A 14,685-nucleotide genomic window follows, 5' to 3' on the forward strand; every position below is an offset into this window, starting at 1 on the left:
CTCTCCTAATTGTGGTTTTCATCGGCCGGTGTAGTCCCGGCGGGTTTAACGAATCCGGCGGTGCCGGGTGCGGTTCGTCAAGCGAACCGCAGAAGTCTGTCCGGTGTTGCCACCGGAAACCTTGCGGTGACCCATACATAAGGGCGGACAAGCCGATTACAAGGGCCGGGTATGAAATTTTTTACTTCACGCAGCCAAAAACGTACACGGCACCTGAAGGTGCCGTGTCGCTGGTTTTTACCGAGGGTCGCGGTGTTCGAATTCGCCTTCGATCACGTTGGGCTCGCGGCCCAGAGGTTCGCGCGGAGCTGGCCCGCCACGGGGCTGCAGGTCGTCGGCAAAGGCCCGCTGGCGCATCGCCTGCTCTTCGGCGCGCTGGCGCATTTTATTGGCCAGCACCCGACGGGTGAATGGCAACAGCATGACCAGGCCCAGCACGTCGCTGATGAAGCCAGGCAGGATCAACAGACCGCCACCCAGGGCCAGCATCAGGCCTTCAAGCATGGTCTGGGCAGGCAGCTCGCCTCGGTTCAAGCTTTCACGGGCACGCAATGCCGTGGCGAGGCCGGCGATACGCAGCACGAACACGCCGAGCATCGAGCCGAGAATGACCAGCAACAGCGCCGGGAAAAACCCGATCGCACCGCTGACCTTGACGAATACGAACAGCTCCAACACCGGGAACAGCAGAAAGAGCAACAAAAAAGGGCGCATCAAATGGTTCCTCAACGCAAGAATGCCTTGCTAGTAGGCCTTAAATGACGTCGCCCTTTCGTGAATTCAAGCGTCGGCCACTGTATTTTTCGGCCATTGCTCGGCGTGAGCCAGATAAACCAAGGCTTCGCGAACTTGTGTCGGCGTGTTGCAAGTCTCTTGAAACGCCAGCCAATGCAGGCCCTGGCCGATGCGCAGGTGCATGCCTTCACTGTCGATGCCCACCAGTTGCGCCGCTTCGGTTTTCGGCAGCCCGGCCAACTCCACGTAATGGGCGATGGCCTTGGCATGATCGGCGTTCATGTGCTCGATCATGCTCGCCTCGGCCTTGCCAGCGAAGGGGTTGGCCAGGGTGATCTGGTCGATCCAGTGAATGGCGCCGAAGCCGCCGATGTAACGATGGCGCACCGGATCGAGCACCCAGAAATCGAAATCATGGGCCTTGTGATAGTTCTGCGAATCAGGGAAATAGCGGTAGTAACGCTCAGCGGCAGCGTCGATAGCGGCGCTGTCGTCCAGTTTCCGGGCCTCGGCCAAATAGGTCAGGCGCCCGACGGCCTGCACGTCTTCAGCGCCCCGCTCACCCACCAACATCGAGCACTTGGGGTCTTTTTGCAGATTGTGGGTGTGCTGGGCAATGCGGCTGATCAGGATCAAAGGCCGGCCCTGGGCGTCCAAGCAATATGGCACTACGGAACCGAACGGGAACCCGGGCATGGACTTGGAATGGGTGGAGAGCATTCCACGGTATTCCTTGAGCAGTAATTCTCGGGCATGCTTGGCAGCTTCAACGCTCAATTTATGACTCCTTTGATGAAAGCCGTCTAAAAAACGGTCAGGCAGCTGGGCTGTGTTCCAGTACGCCTTGGGCAAGTCTCGTGCAGCCGGGCTATACCGTCAGATCGAGAAGCCTTCCAAAAGGACATCCTTCACCGCTCTGCACCGGGACATGAGAATGCAACTCACCGACAAAGTAATCATTATCACCGGCGGTTGCCAGGGTTTGGGGCGCTCCATGGCCGAGTATTTTGCCGGCAAAGGCGCCAAGCTGGCCTTGGTGGATCTCAACCAGGAAAAACTCGATCAAACGGTTGCCGCGTGCACGGCCAAGGGCGTCGAGGCCCGGGCATACCTGTGCAACGTGGCCAACGAAGAGCAGGTGAGCGACATGGTCGCCCGGGTCGCCGAGGACTTTGGCGCGATCCATGGGTTGGTCAACAATGCCGGGATCCTGCGCGACGGCCTGCTGCTCAAGGTCAAGGATGGCGAAATGACCAAGATGAGCCTGGCCCAGTGGCAGGCGGTGATCGACGTCAACCTTACCGGGGTGTTCCTGTGCACCCGTGAAGTGGCGGCGAAAATGGTCGAGCTGAACAATAGCGGCGTGATCATCAACATTTCGTCGATCTCCCGCGCCGGCAATGTCGGCCAGACCAACTACTCGGCCGCCAAGGCCGGCGTGGCCGCTGCCACCGTCACCTGGGCCAAGGAACTGGCACGCTATGGCATCCGTGTCGCCGGCATCGCCCCGGGCTTCATCGAAACCGAGATGACCCTGGGCATGAAACCCGAAGCCCTGGAAAAGATGACTTCGGGGATTCCGCTCAAGCGCATGGGCAAGCCGGAGGAGATTGCTCACTCGGCGGCGTATATCTTCGAGAACGACTATTACACCGGTCGGATCTTGGAGATGGATGGCGGGTTGCGGATCTAAAGTCGCCGCAAACCAAATGTGGGAGCGAGCTTGCTCGCGATGGCGTCGGATCAGTCAGTCTTGATGTGACTGATACACCGCTATCGCGAGCAAGCTCGCTCCCACATTGGATGGTGTTTCAAGCATCAATCGTCGCTGACAGTGATATTCGGCATCGCCGGTGATGCTGCCTCTTGCAACACGATCCGTGCGCCCACATGGCGGGCCAGTTCCTGATAGACCATGGCGATCTGGCTGTCCGGCTCGGCGATGACCGTTGGTTTGCCGCCGTCGGCCTGTTCGCGGATCAACATCGACAACGGCAGCGAGGCCAGCAGTTCGACGCCGTACTGGCTCGCCAGTTTCTCCCCGCCCCCTTCGCCAAACAGATGCTCGGCATGCCCGCAGTTCGAGCAAATGTGTACGGCCATGTTTTCCACCACGCCCAGCACCGGGATGTTGACCTTGCGGAACATCTCGACGCCCTTGCGCGCGTCCAACAGGGCCAGGTCCTGAGGCGTGGTGACGATCACCGCACCGGCCACCGGGACTTTTTGCGCCAGGGTCAGCTGGATATCGCCAGTGCCTGGCGGCATGTCGATTACCAGGTAATCCAGGTCGCCCCAGGCGGTTTGCGTCACCAGTTGCAGCAGGGCACCGGAGACCATCGGCCCGCGCCAGACCATCGGCGTGTTGTCATCGGTCAGGAAGGCCATGGACATGACTTCCACACCATGGGACTGGATCGGCACGAACCACTTCTGGTCCTTGACTTGCGGCCGGGTGCCCTCGGCCACGCCGAACATGATGCCCTGGCTCGGACCGTAGATGTCCGCGTCGAGAATCCCGACCTTCGCCCCTTCACGGGCCAGGGCCAGGGCCAGGTTGGCGGCGGTAGTGGACTTGCCCACGCCGCCCTTGCCCGAGGCCACGGCGATGACATTCTTCACATTCGCCAGCCCCGGTACCTGCGCCTGGGCCTTGTGGGCCGCAATCACGCTGGTGACTTCAACCTTGGCGCTGGCGACACCGTCCAGGGACTCGATCGCCATTTGCAGCATCTGCGCCCAACCGTTCTTGAACAGATCGGCGGCGTAGCCGATCTCCAGCTGGACGCTGACACGCTCGCCCTGGATGTCGATGGCGCGCACGCATCCGGCGCTGACCGGGTCCTGGTTCAGATAAGGGTCGGTGTACTGGCGAAGGACGGCTTCCACCGCTGCGCGATTGACGGCGCTCATGGGCAACTCCGATAGCAAGACTTGAAAAACAGGCCGCTATCCTACGCCCCACGCTCCCGCGTGGCGACCCGATTACAGCAGGGCGAACACCTTTTGTGGCGACGCCGTTCACAGACGATGCATCCCGAAACAGCCCCGAAAGGTGAAAAAAAGCCGCCAGCGCTTTATAGTGGCCGACCTCCGTTTCATCAAGTAGCCGAGCCCCATGTCCGAGCCACGCAAGATCCTCGTCACCAGCGCCCTGCCCTATGCCAATGGTTCGATTCACCTCGGCCATATGCTGGAATACATCCAGACCGATATGTGGGTGCGCTTCCAGAAGCATCGCGGCAACCAATGCATTTATGTCTGCGCCGACGACGCCCACGGTTCGGCCATCATGCTGCGCGCGGAAAAGGAAGGCATCACCCCGGAACAACTGATCGCCAACGTCCAGGCTGAACACAGCGCCGACTTTGCCGAGTTCCTGGTGGACTTCGACAACTTCCACTCTACCCACGCCGAAGAAAACCGTGAGCTGTCGAGCCAGATCTACCTGAAGCTGCGTGACGCCGGACACATCGCGACCCGTTCGATCACCCAGTATTTCGACCCGGAAAAGAAAATGTTCCTGGCCGACCGTTTCATCAAGGGCACCTGCCCGAAATGCGGGACCGAGGACCAGTACGGCGACAACTGCGAAAAATGCGGCGCCACCTACGCACCGACCGACCTGAAAGACCCGAAATCGGCGATTTCCGGGGCCACTCCAGTGCTCAAGGATTCCCAGCACTTCTTCTTCAAGCTGCCGGATTTCCAGCAAATGCTGCAAACCTGGACCCGCAGCGGCACCCTGCAGGACGCCGTGGCCAACAAGATCGCCGAATGGCTCGACGCCGGCCTGCAACAGTGGGACATCTCCCGCGATGCGCCGTACTTCGGCTTCGAGATCCCCGACGAACCGGGCAAGTATTTCTACGTGTGGCTGGATGCGCCCATCGGCTACATGGCCAGCTTCAAGAACCTTTGCAACCGCACGCCGGAGCTGGACTTCGACGCGTTCTGGGGCAAGGACTCCACCGCCGAGCTGTACCACTTTATCGGCAAGGACATCGTCAACTTCCACGCGCTGTTCTGGCCCGCCATGCTTGAAGGCGCCGGTTTCCGTAAACCGACCGGCATCAACGTCCATGGCTACCTGACCGTCAACGGCCAGAAGATGTCCAAGTCCCGCGGCACTTTCATCAAGGCCCGGACCTACCTGGACCACCTGTCGCCGGAGTACCTGCGCTACTACTACGCAGCCAAGCTCAGCCGCGGCGTCGACGACCTGGACCTGAACCTCGAAGACTTCGTGCAGAAAGTCAACTCCGACCTGGTGGGCAAGGTGGTCAACATCGCCAGCCGTTGCGCCGGTTTTATCCACAAGGGCAACGCCGGTGTCCTGGTCGCCGGCAACGCCGCGCCAGAGCTGACCGACGCCTTCCTGGCCGCTGCTCCCAGCATCGCCGAAGCCTATGAAACCCGCGACTTTGCCCGCGCCATGCGCGAAATCATGGCCCTGGCCGACCGCGCCAATGCCTGGATCGCCGACAAGGCCCCTTGGTCGTTGAACAAACAGGAAGGCAAGCAGGACGAAGTCCAGGCGATCTGCGCCCTGGGCATCAACCTGTTCCGCCAGTTGGTGATTTTCCTCAAGCCGGTGCTGCCGCTGCTGGCTGCCGATGCCGAGGCGTTCCTCAACGTCGCGCCGCTGACCTGGAACGATCACCAGACGTTGCTGAGCAACCATCAGCTGAACGAGTTCAAGCCGTTGATGACCCGTATCGACGCCACCAAGGTGCAAGCCATGAGCGACGCCTCCAAGGAAGACTTGGCCGCCAGCCAGACCGACACCGGCGCGCCGGCCGGTAACGGCGAACTGGCCAAGGACCCGCTGTCGCCGGAAATCGACTTCGACGCCTTCGCCGCCGTAGACCTGCGCGTGGCATTGATCGTCAAGGCTGAAGCCGTGGAAGGTGCCGACAAACTGCTGCGCCTGACCCTGGACATTGGCGACGAGCAACGCAACGTGTTCTCCGGCATCAAGAGCGCTTACCCGGACCCAGCCAAGCTCGAAGGCCGGCTGACGATGATGATCGCCAACCTCAAGCCACGCAAAATGCGCTTCGGCATCTCTGAAGGCATGGTGATGGCAGCGGGCCCTGGCGGCGAGGAAATCTACCTGCTGAGCCCCGACAGCGGCGCCAAGCCAGGTCAGCGGATCAAGTAACACGACCACACGCTGCACCGATCCCACAGTCGCCTCACAGGCGGCTGTGGGATTTTCATATCTGGCCCGCCCTCCCGGCGTGCCGGATAATGCCTAATCTTGTAACAGGCTCTTTGTCGCCGGCACGCCCATGACCGAAATTGTCCTTACACTGTTCAGCGCCGCCCTGATCAACAACCTCGTGTTGCATTGGCCGCTGGGCGTCGATCCGCTGCTGGCGGCGAACGGTAGAAGACAAATACACGCCCTGGGCCTGGCCACCGCGTGCCTGATGCCGATTGTCGGCACCTTGGGCTATCTGCTGGATCATTGGTTGCTGGTCCCGGCAAACCTGACATCCATGCGTCTGTTTGCTTGGCTGCCGCTGAGCGTGCTGTTGATCGGGCCATTGCTGCGCTTGCTCGCGCGCTGGCTGCCGGCGTTGCCGTTCGAGGGGTTGTGGCCGCTGTTGCTCGGCAATGCCGGCATCCTCGGCGTCACGCTGCTCAACGGTCAGGAGGACCAGGGCCTGGGCCACGCCCTCGCCGCGAGCCTGGGCGCCGGGCTGGGATTCTGGCTGGTACTGAGCCTGTTCGATGATTTGCGCCAGCGCACCTTCAATAACGATATTCCCTTGCCCTTTCGGGGCCTGCCGATTCAGTTGATCAGCGCCGGGCTGATGGCGGTGGCATTTCTCGGATTGCGCGGGTTGGTCAAAACATGAGTCTGATTCAACGTATCGATGCCCTGCTGCCGCAGACCCAATGCGGCAAATGCGGCCATCCCGGGTGCAAGCCCTACGCCGAAGGCATCGCCCAGGGCGAACCGATCAACAAATGCCCGCCTGGCGGGCGCGAAACCATCGCCGCCCTGGCCGAGCTGATGAAAGTGCCGGTAGTGGAGCTGGACACCAGCCGCGGCAGTGCCCCGGCGCAGATTGCCTTTATCCGTGAAGACGAATGCATCGGTTGCACCAAGTGCATCCAGGCCTGCCCGGTGGACGCGATTGTCGGCGCGGCGAAGCTGATGCACACCGTTCTCATCGACGAATGCACAGGCTGCGATCTTTGCGTGGCGCCCTGCCCGGTCGACTGCATCGAGATGCGGCCATTGCCGCTGGCCACGGTGCTGCCGATTGTCGGCGGCCTGGCCTTCAGCACCGAGGAACAGCAGGCACGAACCGCCAAGCGTAATCACGCCCGGCAGCGTTTCGAACGGCGCAATGCGCGTTTGCGGCACGAGGAAGAACAGCGTCTGGCCGAGCGCCTGGCGCGTAGCCAACGCGCGGCCCAGGTCCAGCCCCAAGCCCTCGACCCCGTACAAGCCGCACTGGAACGTGTGCGTGCGCAGAAAGCCGCCAACGCCGATGCGGCCCTGAAGAAAGCCAAAATCGACCTGGCCATGAGCCGGGCGCAGTTGAACAAATCCTTGAAAGCGTTCGGTCACCCACCGACCTTTGAGCAGCAGTCGCAATTGATCCTGTTGCAGCGCCAGTTCGAAGCCGCGGAGCAGGCCCTGGCGCAACTGGAAAACACCGCACCGCCGGCCATTGAAGCCCCCGCACCGGCGCAAAACGCCGAACTGAAGCGGGCCAAGATCCAATTGGCGATGCGCCGCGCCGAACTCAGCAAAGCACGGACAGGCGGGGCATCGGATGAGCACATGCAGTTGCTGGAACAAGCGGTGAAAGAGGCCGAACGTCAGGTGGACGCCCATGCCAGCCCCTGAGCCCGTGGACGAACGGCTGCGCCAAGCGATGAAGCGAGTGTTGCTGGCGACGCTGCCCGGCGCGCTGGCGTTGCTGTGGTTCCATGGCTGGGGCGTAGCGCTCAACGTGCTGTTGTCCGGCCTCACCGCCCTGGCGGTCGAAGCGCTGGTGTTGCGTGTGCGGCGTCGACCTCTGATGCCCGACCTGAACGATGGCAGTGCGCTGGTCACCGCCACTCTGCTGGCCCTGGCGTTGCCGGCCTATTGCCCCTGGTGGTTGACCGTCACTGCGGCCGCCTGCGCCTTGTTGTTCGGCAAGCACCTATGGGGTGGTGTCGGTACTAACCCGTTCAACCCGGCAATGCTCGGATATGCCTTGGTGCTGGTGGCGTTCCCTTCACAGATGAGTCAATGGCCAAGCCTTCATGGCATGGGCTTGCTCGAAGGCCTGCAACAGGTGTTTGGCGCTCACCCGTCCCCCGATGCCTGGGCCGGCGCGACCGCACTGGATAGCCTGCGCATCAACAGAAGCCTGACGATCGATGAACTGTTCGCCAACGACCCGGCGTTCGGGCGTTTCGGTGGCCGCGGTGTCGAATGGGTCAATCTGGGGTTCCTGGCGGGCGGCCTGTTTCTGCTGCAACAACGCGTGTTCAGTTGGCATGCGCCAGTGGGCATGCTGACCAGCCTGTTCATCGTCAGCTTGCTGTGCTGGAACGGCTCGGGCTCCGACTCTCATGGCTCGCCACTGTTTCATCTGCTCACCGGGGCGACCATGCTCGGCGCATTTTTCATCGTGACCGAACCCGTCTCTGGCGCCAAAGCCGCGCTTGCCCGGCTGCTGTTTGGCGCAGGCGTGGGGCTGCTGGTCTACCTGATCCGCACCTGGGGTGGTTATCCTGATGGCGTGGCATTTGCGGTGCTGCTGATGAACCTCGGTGTGCCGGCGCTGGATCGGTTTGCCGAGGCACGACAACGGCGGCAACTGACATGAACAACCCCGGCGGCGTTGCGATCCTGATCATTCTGGCAGCCCTCGGCGTAGGAGCCACTTACGTCACGCAAATCAGCACTGCCGGTCACATCGAGGCCCAGCGACAGGCCATCGCCAGCAGAAGCTTGCTCGACGTACTGCCAGCCGACCACTATGACAACCAGCCGTTGACGCAGCCTGTCGTGACGACTCCGCAGACCTTGGCCCATAGCACGCTGCTGAGCGCTTACCTGGCGACCCGCAACGGCCAGCCCAGCGCCGTGTTGTTACGCAGTCAGGGGCTGGGTTATGAAGGCAGTATCGAGTTGCTGATCGCCATCGACCCTCAGGGCCGGTTGCTGGGCGTGAAAACCCTGCGCCAGTCCGAAACACCCGGGCTAGGCGCGGCGATTGCCGGTTGGCCAAACGCCTGGTTGCAGACGTTCAATGGGAAATCGCGCCAAGCCCCGGACGACAACGGTTGGGCCTTGAAAAAGGATCAAGGGCAGTTCGATCAACTGGCCGGCGCAACGGTCACCTCCCGGGCGGTGCTCCAGGCGGTTCACGATGCGCTGCGTTATTTCGACGAGCACAAGGCTCAACTGACCAGAGTGGCCGCAAATGAATAAGCCATGGGTACTGACTCGCGGCCTGCTGCTGGTGCCCTTGGTCGGCGCAAGCGACTCGCTGGTAAACGCACTGGGACTGTGGCTGGCCTGGGCTTTGATCAGTCTTGCCCATGGCTTGGCAATGGCTGCTCTACGGTCCCGCCTGACAGCACCTCAGCGCTTGCTCGCCTCGATTGTGCTGGCCGCGACCCTGACCGCCTGCGCAGGCTTTGCCTTCCAGGCCTGGGCGCTGGAACTGTATCGAGCGCTGAGCCTTTACATTGGCTGGGTCGCCTTGAGCTGCGTGGCGCTGGAACACGAAGATCACTGCATCGACTCCCGTTTGCCTGGACACCTCAGGCTCGCGGGGCTGTTTGGCCTCTGGATGATCGGCCTGGGCACCCTGCGCGAGCTGATCGGCAGCGGCATCCCCCTGGCCAGGCTCGCCCCCGGCGGGTTCATCCTGCTCGGTCTGCTGTTGGCGGCTTACCAGGCTTGGACGGCCGCCAAACCCCATTCATCCGTTGAGGAAACGCCGCGCCCATGAACGCCGCAAAACGCCTGGAAATATTTCGTCGCTTTCACGAAGACAACCCGGAACCGAAAACAGAACTGGCCTATACCTCGCCGTTCGAGTTGTTGATCGCGGTGATCCTGTCGGCCCAGTCCACCGATGTCGGCGTCAACAAAGCCACGGCCAAGCTGTTCCCGGTGGCCAATACGCCAGAGGCGATCCATGCCCTGGGCGTCGAAGGACTCTCCGAGTACATCAAGACCATCGGCCTGTTCAATAGCAAGGCCAAGAACGTGATCGAAACCTGCCGCTTGCTGATCGAGCGTCACGCAGGTGAGGTCCCGCAGACTCGCGAAGCACTGGAAGCTCTTCCAGGTGTGGGCCGCAAAACCGCCAACGTCGTACTCAATACCGCATTTCGTCAGTTGACCATGGCGGTCGACACCCACATCTTCCGCGTGAGCAACCGCACCGGGCTGGCGCCTGGGAAAAACGTCGTGGAAGTGGAAAAGAAACTGATGAAGTTCGTGCCCAAGGAATTTCTCCTGGATTCCCATCACTGGCTCATCCTTCACGGGCGCTACGTTTGCCTGGCGCGCAAGCCCCGCTGTGGCAGCTGCCGAATCGAAGATTTATGCGAATACAAGCACAAGACGTCTGACGATTGAGACACTATTGATTTTATTGATCCATCGATTGAAAAAATCTTTTTTACCCGCCCGTGGTTTATCGATATAAGGAGCGCCAATGGCAGTCTTAGCCTGGAGTCGAACCCATGAGTACTGGCAAAGAACAACTGGATGTAGAAGACGATTTCATCGCCGTTGAGGCCGACGACGCGGAACCTGTGGTAGTGGAAGTGGCGAAAACCAATCTGAGCAAACGCCGCACCATCGATAACCTGCTGGAAGAGCGCCGCCTGCAGAAGCAACTGGCCGATTACGATTTTGACCTCTGACACGTAAAAGCCTCCCTAACGGAGGCTTTTTACTGAGTACGCGTGACCGAACAACTCACACCAACCCATTGCGCTGTGCCAGCTCGATCAGATCGACCAGCGAACGGGCATTGAGTTTCAACAACAAGCGCGTCTTGTAAGTACTGACCGTCTTGTTGCTCAAGAACATCCCATCGGCAATTTCCTTGTTGGTTTTTCCACGCGCCAGTTGCTGCAGGACCATCATTTCTCGCCCGGATAAACGATCCACCATATCGGACTCGCTGGCGTTTCCAAGGCTCGAACGTACCGTATGCAGTGCCTGGTTGGGAAAGTAGCTGTAACCTGACAATACCGCCTTTATCGCACTCAACAGTTCCGTGAGGTCCTGTTGTTTGCACACATAACCAGCGGCCCCCGTCTGCATACAACGCATCGAGAAATGCCCAGGAGCCTGAGAAGTAAGTACCAGTACTTTCAGGGGCGAAGAATTGGCGGTCAGGCGCGCGATAACCTCCAACCCGTCCAGTTTCGGAATGCCGATATCGAGAATGACAATGTCAGGCGCAAGTTCACGAGCAAGTTGCAAGGCATCGACACCATTATCTGTTTCGGCAACAACTTCATAGCCATGACGCTCCATTAGTAGACGTACAGCAAGACGAATGACGGGATGATCATCCACGATCAGCACTTTATTCATGGGCAAATCCAACTTCGCTGTTCGAATTTTTAGAGCACGCACAATAGCCTAGTCATTTCTACCTTGGCATGCTGCCCCCCCCTGAGTGCTCGCACCGAGAGACGCAACCTACAAGCAATACAGAAAAATCCTACAAATTCCCCTGGAAATAATGTGCCATGAATTTTCTCACAGGGATCAGCCTCCCCTTCCTAACGACCCGCCCCCCCTTCGGATATTGTGACTTTCCCCTCCAGGCTGTCGCGCGGGAAGGAAATAGAAGTGACTGCACTCATAAAAAGTAACTGAATTATCTATCGATAAAACAGCAACAACCTCATTAATCCAGCTAAAACCTATATAAAACCAACGTGCTTAATGCAGGGCATACCCGTCTTCAATTAGCAAACCCGAACGACTAACACTCAGCCAATCCATTCAGTCATCGAGCTTACATAACCATGAGTTTTCACCATGAACAAACCTTTGAAAACCATCACCAACCCAATGACCCTTATCGCTATATTTGCCACGTTATCTGAAACGTCCGCGGCGATTTCCCTGCCGTTCCTAGATGATCAGGATCGTGAATATTATCTGTGGTTCCTGATCAGCTTTCCGTTCTATCTACTGCTGCTTTTTTTTATCACCCTAAACTTCAACTATCGCTCGTTATATTCACCGTCCGACTTTCACAAGAGCAAGCACTTCATAAAGACCATGGATGACTCGACCTGCCGACGTAGACGAGTGTTACGTCGGGCCGACAAAGTCAGAAAGTCAGTCATGCGCTGTCATCGACGCAAACACGATCCACAACGGGTCATTCTTCTGGTGTGCAGCCCATCGGGAGAGCTGATTGCTGCCTATCGGGCCAAACTCTTGAAGCGCGCCACGGGACACACCGAAATTGTCCTGTACGTCATTTACAGCCGCGACGACGCAGACGTGGTACCGGACAGGCAGGAGGGTGGGCGCTCAGGGGAATAGCGCCGCATAACAGGGCGATCGCAAAAAAAAACGGCCTGCTCATGGCAGGCCGTTTTCACGTCGCCAGGGTCAGAACAGCTTGCGACCCTTGTTCGCCGCGATACGCATGCGCAGGGCGTTGAGCTTGATGAAACCGGCTGCGTCGGCCTGGTTGTAGGCGCCGCCGTCTTCTTCGAAGGTCGCGATGTTGGCATCGAACAGCGACTCATCGGACTTACGCCCGGTGACGATCACGTTGCCCTTGTACAGCTTCAGGCGCACCACGCCATTCACGTGGGCCTGGGATGCGTCGATCATCTGCTGCAGCATCAGCCGCTCTGGGCTCCACCAGTAACCGGTGTAGATCAGGCTGGCGTACTTGGGCATCAGCTCGTCCTTGAGGTGAGCCACTTCGCGGTCCAGGGTGATCGATTCGATCGCCCGGTGAGCGCGCAGCATGATAGTGCCGCCCGGGGTTTCGTAGCAGCCGCGGGACTTCATGCCCACATAGCGGTTCTCGACGATGTCCAGACGACCGATGCCGTGCTCGCCACCGATACGGTTCAGGGTCGCCAGCACGGTGGCCGGGCTCATTTCCACGCCGTCCAGGGCAACGATATCGCCATTGCGATAGGTCAGCTCCAGGTATTGCGGGGTATCGGGAGCCTTCTCCGGGGACACGGTCCAGCGCCACATGTCTTCTTCGTGCTCGGTCCAGGTGTCTTCCAGCACGCCGCCTTCATAGGAGATGTGCAGCAGGTTGGCGTCCATCGAGTACGGGGATTTTTTCTTGCCGTGGCGCTCGATCGGGATCGCGTGTTTCTCGGCGTAGTCCATCAGTTTTTCACGGGACAGCAAGTCCCACTCACGCCATGGGGCAATGACTTTCACGCCAGGCTTGAGGGCATAGGCACCCAGTTCAAAACGCACCTGGTCGTTGCCTTTGCCGGTAGCGCCGTGGGAAATGGCGTCGGCACCGGTTTCATTGGCGATTTCGATCAGGCGCTTGGCGATCAACGGACGGGCAATGGAAGTACCCAGCAGGTACTCGCCTTCGTAAACAGTGTTGGCGCGGAACATCGGGAACACGAAGTCGCGGACGAACTCTTCGCGCAGGTCATCGATGTAGATCTCTTTGACGCCCATGGCCTGAGCCTTGGCGCGTGCAGGCTCGACTTCTTCGCCCTGCCCCAGGTCAGCGGTGAAGGTCACCACTTCGCAGTTATAAGTGTCCTGCAGCCACTTGAGGATCACCGAAGTGTCCAGGCCGCCGGAATACGCCAGAACGACCTTGTTTACGTCCGCCATGCCATCACTCCACGGGTTGTACGGAAAGCCGGGAAGTTTAACGTCCAATGCGGATAATTTACAGGGGCGCGACAGCTTATGACGACGAAGCGACAGATTATGTCGAGCGAGCGACGGGTATCGCGGATCAGGATGTCCGCGCAGCGGTGGCAGCGGGCGCCTTGACCGGAGCCGCGACCGGTGCCGGGACCTTGCCAGGGGCTGCCGCAGGTGCCGGCGCTGTTGTCGGTTGCGGTGCCGGTGCCTCGGTTGGCGCCACCCGCTCCAGGCGCACGACCACCCGACGGTTCTTGGCCCGGTTGGCGGCATTGGTATTGGGTACCAGCGGATAACGCTCGCCGTGGAAACGCACCGTGATCTGCGACTCCTGGAAACCATTGGCCTTGAAGAAGTCCTGGACCGCCAGGGCCCGGCGCCGTGACAACTCACGGTTGGTCAAGCGGTTGCCACTGTTGTCGGAGTGACCATCGAGCTCGACATGATTGACGCTAGGATCAGCCTTGATGAAGTCGAGCATCACCTGCAACTGAGCCTTGGCCTGCGCATCCAGCTCGACTTCTTCGCCGGGGAAACCGATCTGGGTTTGCTTCACCTGTTCGAAATTCTTCGGCAGCAACTTGGCCACGCAGCTCTGATAGTCGCTGAAGGCCTTGTTGAAGCGCACCGGCAGCAGGCGGACTTCCGATACCCGCCCGTCCTCGGTGTTGCGTCGTACGACCGGGCTGCGACCGTCCATCAGCCCGCTGATCAAGCGACCGGCCTGGACCTGGGAGCTGTTGAACAAGACATCGCCACTGCCAATGTTGACCGAGCCCAGGTTGATGTCACCCCTCCCCGGTTGCCAGGGCGCCGCGGCCGCCAGCAAAGTCGCCGAACCGCCTCCGAGCATCGGGTTGTAGGCCTTGAGCCGAAATGTGGCCTGCTCGCCCGCCCGACGCACGAATTCGCCACTGCCAAAGTCGGTAATCGGCTGGCTCAGCCGACACTCGAACTTATCGCCTTCGACCGTCCACTCAATGCTCTCCAGACGGGTCTGGAAAGTGAGCGCCATGGCGGGAAAGCTGGCAAACACACTGAGCAAGGCTAGATAACGCTGGCGCACGGGAGGC

At 60.0% G+C, this 14,685-nt stretch carries 16 protein-coding genes; 10 read left to right on the plus strand and 6 right to left on the minus strand.

Translation table 11 applies throughout. From position 1 onward, the window contains the following. Positions 1-237: 237 nt before the first annotated feature. On the minus strand, positions 238-714 hold the full coding sequence (locus tag SGN16_RS22750; protein ID WP_335943878.1) for an FxsA family protein: 477 nt from the start codon (positions 712-714) through the stop codon (positions 238-240). A gap of 66 nt (positions 715-780) precedes the next feature. After that, positions 781-1,512 carry a HugZ family protein gene (locus SGN16_RS22755; RefSeq protein WP_335943877.1) on the minus strand — a complete coding sequence of 244 codons (732 nt, stop codon included), beginning with the start codon at positions 1,510-1,512 and terminating at the stop codon, positions 781-783. A gap of 157 nt (positions 1,513-1,669) precedes the next feature. Between SGN16_RS22755 and SGN16_RS22760 the strand changes: the two genes are divergently transcribed. Next, entirely contained in the window at positions 1,670-2,428 is a 759-nt protein-coding gene (locus SGN16_RS22760) for an SDR family oxidoreductase (RefSeq protein ID WP_210640294.1), read from the plus strand. 125 nt (positions 2,429-2,553) lie between these two features. On the opposite strand, the gene apbC is transcribed toward SGN16_RS22760, so the two are convergent. Further along, on the minus strand, positions 2,554-3,648 hold the full coding sequence (apbC, locus tag SGN16_RS22765; RefSeq protein WP_135846857.1) for an iron-sulfur cluster carrier protein ApbC: 1,095 nt from the start codon (positions 3,646-3,648) through the stop codon (positions 2,554-2,556). 205 nt (positions 3,649-3,853) lie between these two features. Here apbC and metG point away from each other — a divergent pair, with 205 nt between their 5' ends. The 8 genes from metG to SGN16_RS22805 all read left to right on the plus strand — a co-directional run bounded on the left by metG (position 3,854) and on the right by SGN16_RS22805 (position 10,638). Next, the gene (gene metG, locus SGN16_RS22770) at positions 3,854-5,899 is read left to right on the plus strand and encodes a methionine--tRNA ligase (RefSeq protein ID WP_210640302.1); all 2,046 of its coding nucleotides are present in this window, start codon (positions 3,854-3,856) and stop codon (positions 5,897-5,899) included. A 130-nt stretch (positions 5,900-6,029) separates the two neighbouring features. After that, a complete protein-coding gene (locus tag SGN16_RS22775; RefSeq protein ID WP_210640303.1) occupies positions 6,030-6,602 on the plus strand; it encodes an Rnf-Nqr domain containing protein in 573 nt (190 codons plus the stop codon). After that, entirely contained in the window at positions 6,599-7,606 is a 1,008-nt protein-coding gene (rsxB, locus tag SGN16_RS22780) for an electron transport complex subunit RsxB (RefSeq protein ID WP_335945061.1), read from the plus strand. Before SGN16_RS22775 ends, rsxB begins: the two co-directional genes overlap by 4 nt. After that, positions 7,593-8,579 (plus strand): RnfABCDGE type electron transport complex subunit D, encoded by a 987-nt coding sequence (locus SGN16_RS22785; RefSeq protein WP_335945062.1) that lies wholly within the window; start codon positions 7,593-7,595, stop codon positions 8,577-8,579. The genes rsxB and SGN16_RS22785 overlap by 14 nt, the downstream gene beginning before the upstream one ends. Next, positions 8,576-9,187, plus strand: a complete 612-nt coding sequence (locus tag SGN16_RS22790; RefSeq protein ID WP_210640309.1) for an RnfABCDGE type electron transport complex subunit G — start codon at positions 8,576-8,578, stop codon at positions 9,185-9,187. Before SGN16_RS22785 ends, SGN16_RS22790 begins: the two co-directional genes overlap by 4 nt. After that, on the plus strand, positions 9,180-9,713 hold the full coding sequence (locus SGN16_RS22795; RefSeq protein ID WP_335945063.1) for an Rnf-Nqr domain containing protein: 534 nt from the start codon (positions 9,180-9,182) through the stop codon (positions 9,711-9,713). The genes SGN16_RS22790 and SGN16_RS22795 overlap by 8 nt, the downstream gene beginning before the upstream one ends. Beyond that, positions 9,710-10,348, plus strand: a complete 639-nt coding sequence (nth, locus tag SGN16_RS22800; protein WP_210640312.1) for an endonuclease III — start codon at positions 9,710-9,712, stop codon at positions 10,346-10,348. Before SGN16_RS22795 ends, nth begins: the two co-directional genes overlap by 4 nt. A gap of 107 nt (positions 10,349-10,455) precedes the next feature. Beyond that, positions 10,456-10,638 carry a hypothetical protein gene (locus SGN16_RS22805; RefSeq protein ID WP_030142527.1) on the plus strand — a complete coding sequence of 61 codons (183 nt, stop codon included), beginning with the start codon at positions 10,456-10,458 and terminating at the stop codon, positions 10,636-10,638. A 55-nt stretch (positions 10,639-10,693) separates the two neighbouring features. On the opposite strand, the gene SGN16_RS22810 is transcribed toward SGN16_RS22805, so the two are convergent. Further along, positions 10,694-11,320, minus strand: coding sequence for a response regulator transcription factor (locus tag SGN16_RS22810; protein ID WP_210640314.1), 627 nt, complete (start codon positions 11,318-11,320; stop codon positions 10,694-10,696). A 453-nt stretch (positions 11,321-11,773) separates the two neighbouring features. Between SGN16_RS22810 and SGN16_RS22815 the strand changes: the two genes are divergently transcribed. Then, the gene (locus SGN16_RS22815) at positions 11,774-12,289 is read left to right on the plus strand and encodes a hypothetical protein (RefSeq protein WP_246883042.1); all 516 of its coding nucleotides are present in this window, start codon (positions 11,774-11,776) and stop codon (positions 12,287-12,289) included. 69 nt (positions 12,290-12,358) lie between these two features. Here the strand turns inward: SGN16_RS22815 and SGN16_RS22820 are convergent, their stop codons facing one another. Then, positions 12,359-13,576, minus strand: a complete 1,218-nt coding sequence (locus SGN16_RS22820; protein WP_003204943.1) for an argininosuccinate synthase — start codon at positions 13,574-13,576, stop codon at positions 12,359-12,361. Positions 13,577-13,703: 127 nt separating this feature from the next. Next, entirely contained in the window at positions 13,704-14,678 is a 975-nt protein-coding gene (locus tag SGN16_RS22825) for an OmpA family protein (protein ID WP_335945064.1), read from the minus strand. Positions 14,679-14,685: the final 7 nt, after the last annotated feature.

Source organism: Pseudomonas sp. G166 (assembly GCF_037027455.2).
Classification (GTDB): domain Bacteria; phylum Pseudomonadota; class Gammaproteobacteria; order Pseudomonadales; family Pseudomonadaceae; genus Aquipseudomonas.

Excerpts from the sequence above, each read along its gene's own strand:
- SGN16_RS22750 (WP_335943878.1), bottom strand. The coding sequence starts at position 714 with ATGCGCCCTTTTTTGTTGCTCTTTCTGCTGTTCCCGGTGTTGGAGCTG.
- SGN16_RS22760 (WP_210640294.1), top strand. The coding sequence starts at position 1,670 with ATGCAACTCACCGACAAAGTAATCATTATCACCGGCGGTTGCCAGGGT.
- apbC (WP_135846857.1), bottom strand. The coding sequence starts at position 3,648 with ATGAGCGCCGTCAATCGCGCAGCGGTGGAAGCCGTCCTTCGCCAGTAC.
- metG (WP_210640302.1), top strand. The coding sequence starts at position 3,854 with ATGTCCGAGCCACGCAAGATCCTCGTCACCAGCGCCCTGCCCTATGCC.
- SGN16_RS22775 (WP_210640303.1), top strand. The coding sequence starts at position 6,030 with ATGACCGAAATTGTCCTTACACTGTTCAGCGCCGCCCTGATCAACAAC.
- rsxB (WP_335945061.1), top strand. The coding sequence starts at position 6,599 with ATGAGTCTGATTCAACGTATCGATGCCCTGCTGCCGCAGACCCAATGC.
- SGN16_RS22785 (WP_335945062.1), top strand. The coding sequence starts at position 7,593 with ATGCCAGCCCCTGAGCCCGTGGACGAACGGCTGCGCCAAGCGATGAAG.
- SGN16_RS22790 (WP_210640309.1), top strand. The coding sequence starts at position 8,576 with ATGAACAACCCCGGCGGCGTTGCGATCCTGATCATTCTGGCAGCCCTC.
- SGN16_RS22795 (WP_335945063.1), top strand. The coding sequence starts at position 9,180 with ATGAATAAGCCATGGGTACTGACTCGCGGCCTGCTGCTGGTGCCCTTG.
- nth (WP_210640312.1), top strand. The coding sequence starts at position 9,710 with ATGAACGCCGCAAAACGCCTGGAAATATTTCGTCGCTTTCACGAAGAC.
- SGN16_RS22805 (WP_030142527.1), top strand. The coding sequence starts at position 10,456 with ATGAGTACTGGCAAAGAACAACTGGATGTAGAAGACGATTTCATCGCC.
- SGN16_RS22810 (WP_210640314.1), bottom strand. The coding sequence starts at position 11,320 with ATGAATAAAGTGCTGATCGTGGATGATCATCCCGTCATTCGTCTTGCT.
- SGN16_RS22815 (WP_246883042.1), top strand. The coding sequence starts at position 11,774 with ATGAACAAACCTTTGAAAACCATCACCAACCCAATGACCCTTATCGCT.
- SGN16_RS22820 (WP_003204943.1), bottom strand. The coding sequence starts at position 13,576 with ATGGCGGACGTAAACAAGGTCGTTCTGGCGTATTCCGGCGGCCTGGAC.